Origin of the sequence: Microcoleus sp. Z1_A1 (assembly GCF_036700305.1) — a bacterium.
Taxonomy (GTDB): domain Bacteria; phylum Cyanobacteriota; class Cyanobacteriia; order Cyanobacteriales; family Microcoleaceae; genus Microcoleus.
The window spans coordinates 22,633-29,694 of the sequence record NZ_JAUBOR010000056.1 but is presented as its reverse complement, the minus strand read 5'-3'; the positions used below and the strand labels follow the sequence as shown (position 1 = coordinate 29,694).

The 7,062-nt window shown below is 46.0% G+C and carries 7 protein-coding genes; all 7 read left to right on the top strand.

Annotated features, from left to right (window positions below):
* A partial coding sequence (locus tag QT973_RS24135; protein ID WP_333392358.1) for a tetratricopeptide repeat protein occupies positions 1-498 on the top strand: 498 nt, incomplete at its 5' end.
* 146 nt (positions 499-644) lie between these two features.
* Entirely contained in the window at positions 645-1,046 is a 402-nt protein-coding gene (locus QT973_RS24130; protein ID WP_333392356.1) for a type II toxin-antitoxin system Phd/YefM family antitoxin, read from the top strand.
* Positions 1,033-1,374 carry a type II toxin-antitoxin system PemK/MazF family toxin gene (locus tag QT973_RS24125; protein WP_333392353.1) on the top strand — a complete coding sequence of 114 codons (342 nt, stop codon included), beginning with the start codon at positions 1,033-1,035 and terminating at the stop codon, positions 1,372-1,374. The genes QT973_RS24130 and QT973_RS24125 overlap by 14 nt, the downstream gene beginning before the upstream one ends.
* Before the next feature lie 164 nt (positions 1,375-1,538).
* Positions 1,539-2,282: a Uma2 family endonuclease gene (locus tag QT973_RS24120; protein ID WP_333392351.1), complete on the top strand. Its 744-nt coding sequence runs from the start codon at positions 1,539-1,541 to the stop codon at positions 2,280-2,282.
* 413 nt (positions 2,283-2,695) lie between these two features.
* A complete protein-coding gene (locus QT973_RS24115) occupies positions 2,696-3,898 on the top strand; it encodes a tetratricopeptide repeat protein (protein WP_333208325.1) in 1,203 nt (400 codons plus the stop codon).
* 79 nt (positions 3,899-3,977) lie between these two features.
* Entirely contained in the window at positions 3,978-5,501 is a 1,524-nt protein-coding gene (locus QT973_RS24110; RefSeq protein WP_333053243.1) for a carboxypeptidase M32, read from the top strand.
* Between the two features lie 249 nt (positions 5,502-5,750).
* Positions 5,751-6,671 carry a glycosyltransferase gene (locus tag QT973_RS24105; protein ID WP_445251904.1) on the top strand — a complete coding sequence of 307 codons (921 nt, stop codon included), beginning with the start codon at positions 5,751-5,753 and terminating at the stop codon, positions 6,669-6,671.
* Positions 6,672-7,062: the final 391 nt, after the last annotated feature.

Genomic DNA, 7,062 nt, shown 5'->3' with positions numbered 1-7,062 from the left:
CCAGATTATCGCGAAGCCTGGTTCAATCGGGGAGTTGCACTGTATAATTTAGGCTGGCTAGAAGAGGCGATCGCCTCTTACGACAAAGCCTTAGAAATTAAACCAGATAATCACGAAGCCTGGAACAATCGGGGCTATGCACTGTATAATTTAGGCAGGTTGGAAGATGCGATAGCCTCCTACGACAAAGCCTTAAAATTCAAACCAGATGACCACGAAGCCTGGTACAATCGGGGCTGTGCACTGGGTAATTTAGGCAGGCTTGAAGATGCGATCGCCTCCTACGACAAAGCCTTAAAATTCAAACCAGATGATCACCAAGCATTTTATAATAAAGCTTGCTGTTATGGGTTACGCAGTCAAATTTACCAAGTAATTCAGAATTTGCAGCGTGCGATCGATCTGAATCCTGACGAATACCGAGAGATGGCAAAAACTGACTCGGATTTTGACAGCATTCGATCTGATATTCGGTTTCAAGCCTTGATTCAAGGATAGGGATTTGCCGCCCAAGTGGGGGCGGGTTTTTGAGATTGTTAGTTATTGGCAGAAATTGTTGGCGAACCCGCCCCTACAGCATCAAAAACACTATTCAATGAAGCTAGCAGACGCGATATGATGGATAATTAATAGTGAGGTAAAAGATGACTAAACTAAATGTAACTGTAACTAATGACAGATTTCCCGAACTCATCGCCCGCGTTGAGGATACTGGAGAACGAATTGTCATAGAACAGGAAGGAAGAGCGATCGCTGCTATCATTACTTATGCTGACCTAAAGCGACTGGAAGCACTAGAAGCTGCCCTAATTGACAAAGCAAAACTCGAAGAATATCAATGGCTAAAAGCTGCGATCGCAAATCCAGCCTTTGATTCTCTGAGAGACTCAGTGGAAGATATCTACACTTTAGCTGATGGCTTGCCCTTCCACGACCCTGAATGGATTAAAACAGTAGCAATCGAGCCTGATTTTGGTTCGATCCTAGACCCAGAAGAAGACATTTATACTATAGCTGACGGTAAACCATTCCATGACCAAGGGTAAGATTTTCCTAGTACCGTTTCCCTATGATGATTTATCGGCAAACAAACTGCGTCCTGTAGCTTGCTTGACTAACCCTTTGGGAGCGCGACGCCATGTTATTCTTGCTTATATTACAAGTCGCTTGCCCACAAATATACTGGAAACAGATATCGTATTAGAAGCTTCTCATCCCGACTTTCAGGCTTCGGGACTGCGGGTGCCATCTACTATCAGGCTGCATCAACTGGTAACTGTTTCTACAGTGGTTGTTCAGCGTGAGTTAGGTGAATTATCATTAAATACACAGGCTCAAATTGCACAAAAACTATGCGATTTTCTAAGTCTGTGATGGCCGATAGGTGACAATTAAACTTAAACGACTTATAGACTCTGACAAAAGAAACCGGGTTTTTACCGAATCTGTGAGTTGTAACGAACTATTGTTGTAAAAAACCCGGTTTCTGGCCACCCATGCGTAAGTCCTGAATTAGATACTTCTCGGAGACAACTACTATGCAAGTCACAACCGCAGAAATCATTTATCCTTCCAGCGACGGTCAACCAATGGCAGAAAGCACAATTCAATACGAATTAATTGTCAAAATCAAAGAAGGTTGCGAATCGCTGTTTAGAGATGACCCAAACGTTTTTGTAGCCGCCGATTTACTGTGGTATCCCGTTGAGGGGAAACCTGAAATTTCTCAAGCACCTGATACGATGGTGATATTTGGGAGGCCAAAGGGCGATCGCCCTTCCTACATACAACATCGAGAGGATAATATTGGCCCTCAAGTCGTCTTTGAGATTCGCTCCCACAACGACAGCAATACTAAAATGAATAAAAAACTTTCATTTTACCAGCGTCATGGGGTTGAGGAGTATTACCTTTACGATCCACAAATAAATGAACTGGAAGGTTGGCAAAGAATTGAGAGAGATTTAGAAGTTATTGAGCCTATGGAGGGATGGATTAGTCCGAGATTAGGTGTGCGATTTGAGTTGGTAGAAGATGGGTTAGAAATTTATCGACCTAATGGAGAAAAGTTTCTTTCCTATGCGGAATTAGAAGAAGAGAGGTTATTAGATCGTCAGCGCCTACAACAAGAGTCTCAAAGAGCCGAACAAGCCAATCAAAGAGCCGAACAAGCCAATCAAAGAGCCGAACAAGCAGATCAAAGGGCCGAACAAGCCAATCAAATTGCTCAACGTTTAGCAGCTAAATTGCGCGAATTGAACATCGATCCAGATAGCATTTAACCCCGAATAAATGCTCAGAAGCCCGGTTTGTTTGAAAAATGTCGTTTGTGGCGATCGCGGTTATTTGTGGTTTTAACGTAATCCTGTCAGCCCGATCGCCCTTTCCTCTTTTCTACGCAGTCAATCGATTTTGGATTTTAGATTTTAGATTTTAGATTTTAGCATTGACCCCACGGATAAATTCGGGGCCTTGTATCCTGGATGGTTTCGGTCAGCTCAAAAAAATAGTATTAATCTATACCTACCAATCCCAGCTCTAGAATTATAATAAAAAAAATTGAAAAAGTCCCCAAATTCCTGTAAAATTGCCATAAATAACCAAATAGGATCGATCGAAAGCACTCAAAGGCGAAAAAGATCGCATATAAAAAAGAAAAGAATCAATTAGACAGAAAATAATGAGGTGAAACCCCTTGCAAAAATTAGCCAGCATAGAAAAGCCGATCGACTCAGGGGAAAAATCCATAGCAGTCAACACCCAAAAGGCTCAAACCTGGTACGAACGCGGCAACGCCCTAGAAGCAATGGGACGCTTTCAAGCTGCGATCGAATCCTGGGAAGAAGCGATCGAACTTGAACCAACATTTTATGAAGCCTGGTACAACCAAGGCGTAGCCCTCAAAAAATTGGGCCAGCTAGAAGAAGCGATCGCAGCCTACAACCAATCCCTAAAAATCAAACCAAACAATCCCCAAGCGTGGTACAATCGAGCCAACGTTTTGCGGAAGCTCAATAGACTCTCAGAAGCGATCGCATCCTACGAAAAGGCGATCCAAGTCAAGCCCAGCTACCCCGAAGCTTGGACGAACCGCGGCAACACCCTCGTCAGCTTAGAAAAATTATCAGAAGCGATCGCATCCTACGAGAAAGCTATAGCAATCAAACCAGACTACTGCGAAGCTTGGTACAACAAAGCATTTGCCCTGAGAAAATCCGACCAAAATAAAGCCGCGATCGCCTCTTACGACAAAGCGATCGAACTTAAACCAAACTTGCCTCAAGCCTGGTACAACCGCGGCTTAGCCCTAGCCGATGAAAAACTCTACCCGGAAGCCGTCGCCTCCTACGACAAAACCCTGCAACTGCGGCCGAATTCCGCCGAAGCCTGGAACAAACGCGGCACGGCGATCGCACAAATGGGACAATTTGAATCAGCGATCGCATCCTGGGACAAAGCCATCGCACTCCACCCAAACGACAGCGAAACCTTTTACAACCGTGGCTTAGCCTTCGCCAACTTACAACGCTTTGATGAAGCAGTCGCCTCTTGGGACAAAACCGTAGAGTTGCAGCCAGACAACACCGAAGCCTGGTACAACCGCGCCATCGCCCTCAAAAAAATTCAACGATTTGCCGAAGCGATCGCCTCCTACGATAAAATCATCGCACTCACACCCGACGATCCAAACCTTTACTATCAAAAAGCTTGCATTTACGCCATGGAAAAAGAAGCAGGCGAGCTCACAAACAGCCCCGAACTTGTAGCTACCAGCATCCGGCTGGCGATCGAAAACTTATCCAAGGCGATCGAACTCAATCCGCATAAATACCGGAAATTGTGCAAAAATGACTCTAAATTGCGTACAATACGGGAAGAAGTGCGGTTTTTAGCTTGATTTCAGGGTAGCTATGATTGATGGATACGGATGCCGCACTGCAACCTTTGTAGGCAAAACAGCACCATAAACCCCCATCATGCAAACCCTAGACAAAACTCAAGCAAAATTCGCTCAACTGGCAGCCCACCTCAGAGAAGTTAACGACATCGAATCAGCCTCGTCGCTGCTGCATTGGGATCAATCAACTTATATGCCGGCCAAAGGTGCAAATGCCAGAGGCCGCCAGTTGGCTACTCTCAAACAAATATCCCACGAAAAATTTACAGATCCAAAAATAGGTGAACTCCTAGAAGACTTGCGTTTCTACGAACAAACCCTGCCCTACGACTCCACCGCAGCCAGCCTGATCCGCATCGCCCGCAGAGACTACGATCGCGCCTCCAGAGTCCCCGCAACCTTCATGTCCGCACTCTGCCGCCACCAAGCCGACTGCTACGAAGCTTGGGCCGCGGCCAGGGCAGCCAACAACTTCGCAGCCGTTGAGCCGTATCTCGAAAAAACCCTAGAATTAAGCAGGCAATACGCCGATTTTTTTCCCGGCTACGAACACATTGCCGATCCTTTGATCGATCGTAGCGACTACGGCATGAAAGTATCGCTGTTGCGCCCGCTTTTCGCCAAACTGCGTCAAGAATTAGTGCCGATAGTCGAAGCCATCACCTCGCAACCTCCCGCCGACGACTCCTGCTTGCACCAAGACTTCCCAGAATCCCAGCAACTAGAATTCACTCGTAAAGTCGTAGAACGCATGGGGTACGACTTCCAACGGGGACGGCAAGACACCACCCTGCACCCGTTCATGACCAACTTCTCCATAGACGACGTGCGAATTACCACCCGCGTCTATGAAGACCACTTGGATCAAGCTTTGTTCAGCAGCATCCACGAAGCCGGACACGCCCTCTACGAACTCGGAAATTCCCCGGAATTTGAAGGTACCCTTCTGGCAGGTGGCATTTCCTCCGGCGTCCACGAAAGTCAATCGCGACTTTGGGAAAATATGGTCGGGCGCAGCCGCGGTTTTTGGGAATGTTTCTACCCGCAACTCCAAGGCATATTTTTGCGACAGTTGGGACACGTATCCACTGACGCATTTTACCGGGCCATTAACAAAGTCTCGCGATCGCTCATCCGCACCGATGCCGACGAAGTAACCTACAACCTCCACGTCGCCATCCGCTTTGACCTAGAATTGGCAATGGTAGAGGGAAAACTAGCAGTCCGAGACCTCCCTGAAGCCTGGAACGAACGCTATAGAACCGACATCGGCGTTGTCCCCGCCACAGACAGCGAAGGCGCGATGCAAGATGTTCACTGGTATGTTGGTACGATCGGCGGAATGTTCCAAGGTTACACCCTCGGCAACTTGATGAGCGCCCAATTCTACGAAACAGCAGTAAAACTCAATCCTGAAATTCCCGTAGAAATAGAACGGGGCAATTTTAGCGTACTCCACAACTGGCTAAAACAAAACATCTACCAGCACGGCCGTAAATACACCGCTGTCGAATTGATCGATCGCGTTACCGGTTCACCTTTAACTATCGATCCCTTTATCCGCTACATTCGCCACAAATACGGGGAATTTTATGTCATTTGAGGGATAGCAATGTAAAATTGCAGGCTTTTAAATTACCTAAAAAAAACAGGCGATACTAACTTGTATCGCCCCCCCTTAGAGCGAATCTCAAAGAAGATATAAAATTAAGCGGCTACCTATATCAGAACTGTTTCAGGCTGTTATGGCCAGCGACAAAAAATCCGACTTGCCTCAGTTTGCCAGCAATTGACGCGCTTTGGGCAACAAATATTTGCTGCGAAACGATATAGTTAACACTTTTGTTGCCTACTGCACCAAATAGGAAAAGCCCGAACAGTTTTATCAATCTTCCCTAAATTCAACGTAGTGCCGCCGGGAGTCAACGAAAGTGTCTACTTTCCCTACACGCGGATAGAAGACCGGGTGCAAGGCGATCGCGATCGGCCGGGCGAACTGCTGTTTACTCTAGAATACCCGGAACAGGTCTTTGGAAAACTCGATGACCCGCAAAAGCGCCCTTTATTTTCGATGGCCCGGCTCGATCGCATTAAAAACCTGACCGGCTTAGCAGAATTGTTCGGAAAAAGCCAGGAATTGCAAGAAAAATGCAACTTAATTCTAGTAGCTGGCAAACTGCGGGTCGAAGAAACCGAAGACTACGAAGAAGCAGAAGAAATTAAAAAACTCTACGCAATTATCGACCAATACAACCTTCACGGTAAAATTCGCTGGCTGGGAGTGAGGCTTTCCAAAAGCCTGTCCGGCGAAATCTACCGGGTAATCGCCGACACCCAAGGTATATTTGTTCAGCCAGCATTATTTGAAGCTTTCGGCTTGACAATTCTCGAAGCAATGATTACCGGGATTCCCACTTTCGGGACGCAGTTTGGCGGCCCGCTGGAAATCATTCAAGATGGCGTAAATGGGTTTTATATCAACCCGACCAACCACCAGGAGACTGCCCAAAAAATTCTCGACTTTTTATCGAAATGCGAACACAATCCCAACTATTGGTATAAAATTTCAACGCGAGGAATTGACCGAGTTTACAGCACCTATACCTGGAAAATTCACACTACCAAGCTGCTGACGCTGGCGCGGACTTACGGTTTCTGGAACTACTCGTCCAAGGAAAACCGCGAAGATATGCTCCGTTACATAGAATCGCTGTTTTATCTCATTTACAAGCCGAAAGCGAAGGCTTTATTGGCAGAACACGCTAACCGATAAGTCGCGAGTTTTGCTTTTTATATCAAATCCGTTGGTATCGGAATTATTCCTCTCTCTCTTCCCTTTCTCTGTATCCTCTGCGTCAAGAGGGGTTTAATAATTCCGATACAACTGAGATGTTGTACTATTCTCAAAAACAGGCTTTTCGGCCTGTTCCACAAGAGATGAATTTTATTGTGGAACAGGCCGAAAAGCCTGTTCCTAAGCAAGTAATTGAGAATGGTGCAACATCTCAGATACAACCGAAATTGATATTACGGGGAGATTAAAGGAAAAAACTTCGCCTTTCATAGATCAACTTTGTACAAAATACGCCTGTCAAGATTTGTGAATGACTGCCGACTTTGTACCATAAGACTGAGGCTAAAAGATGTGGTTTATACGAAAATAT

Coding starts and splice junctions, on each gene's coding strand:
- QT973_RS24130 (WP_333392356.1), top strand. CDS start 645: ATGACTAAACTAAATGTAACTGTAACTAATGACAGATTTCCCGAACTC.
- QT973_RS24125 (WP_333392353.1), top strand. CDS start 1,033: ATGACCAAGGGTAAGATTTTCCTAGTACCGTTTCCCTATGATGATTTA.
- QT973_RS24120 (WP_333392351.1), top strand. CDS start 1,539: ATGCAAGTCACAACCGCAGAAATCATTTATCCTTCCAGCGACGGTCAA.
- QT973_RS24110 (WP_333053243.1), top strand. CDS start 3,978: ATGCAAACCCTAGACAAAACTCAAGCAAAATTCGCTCAACTGGCAGCC.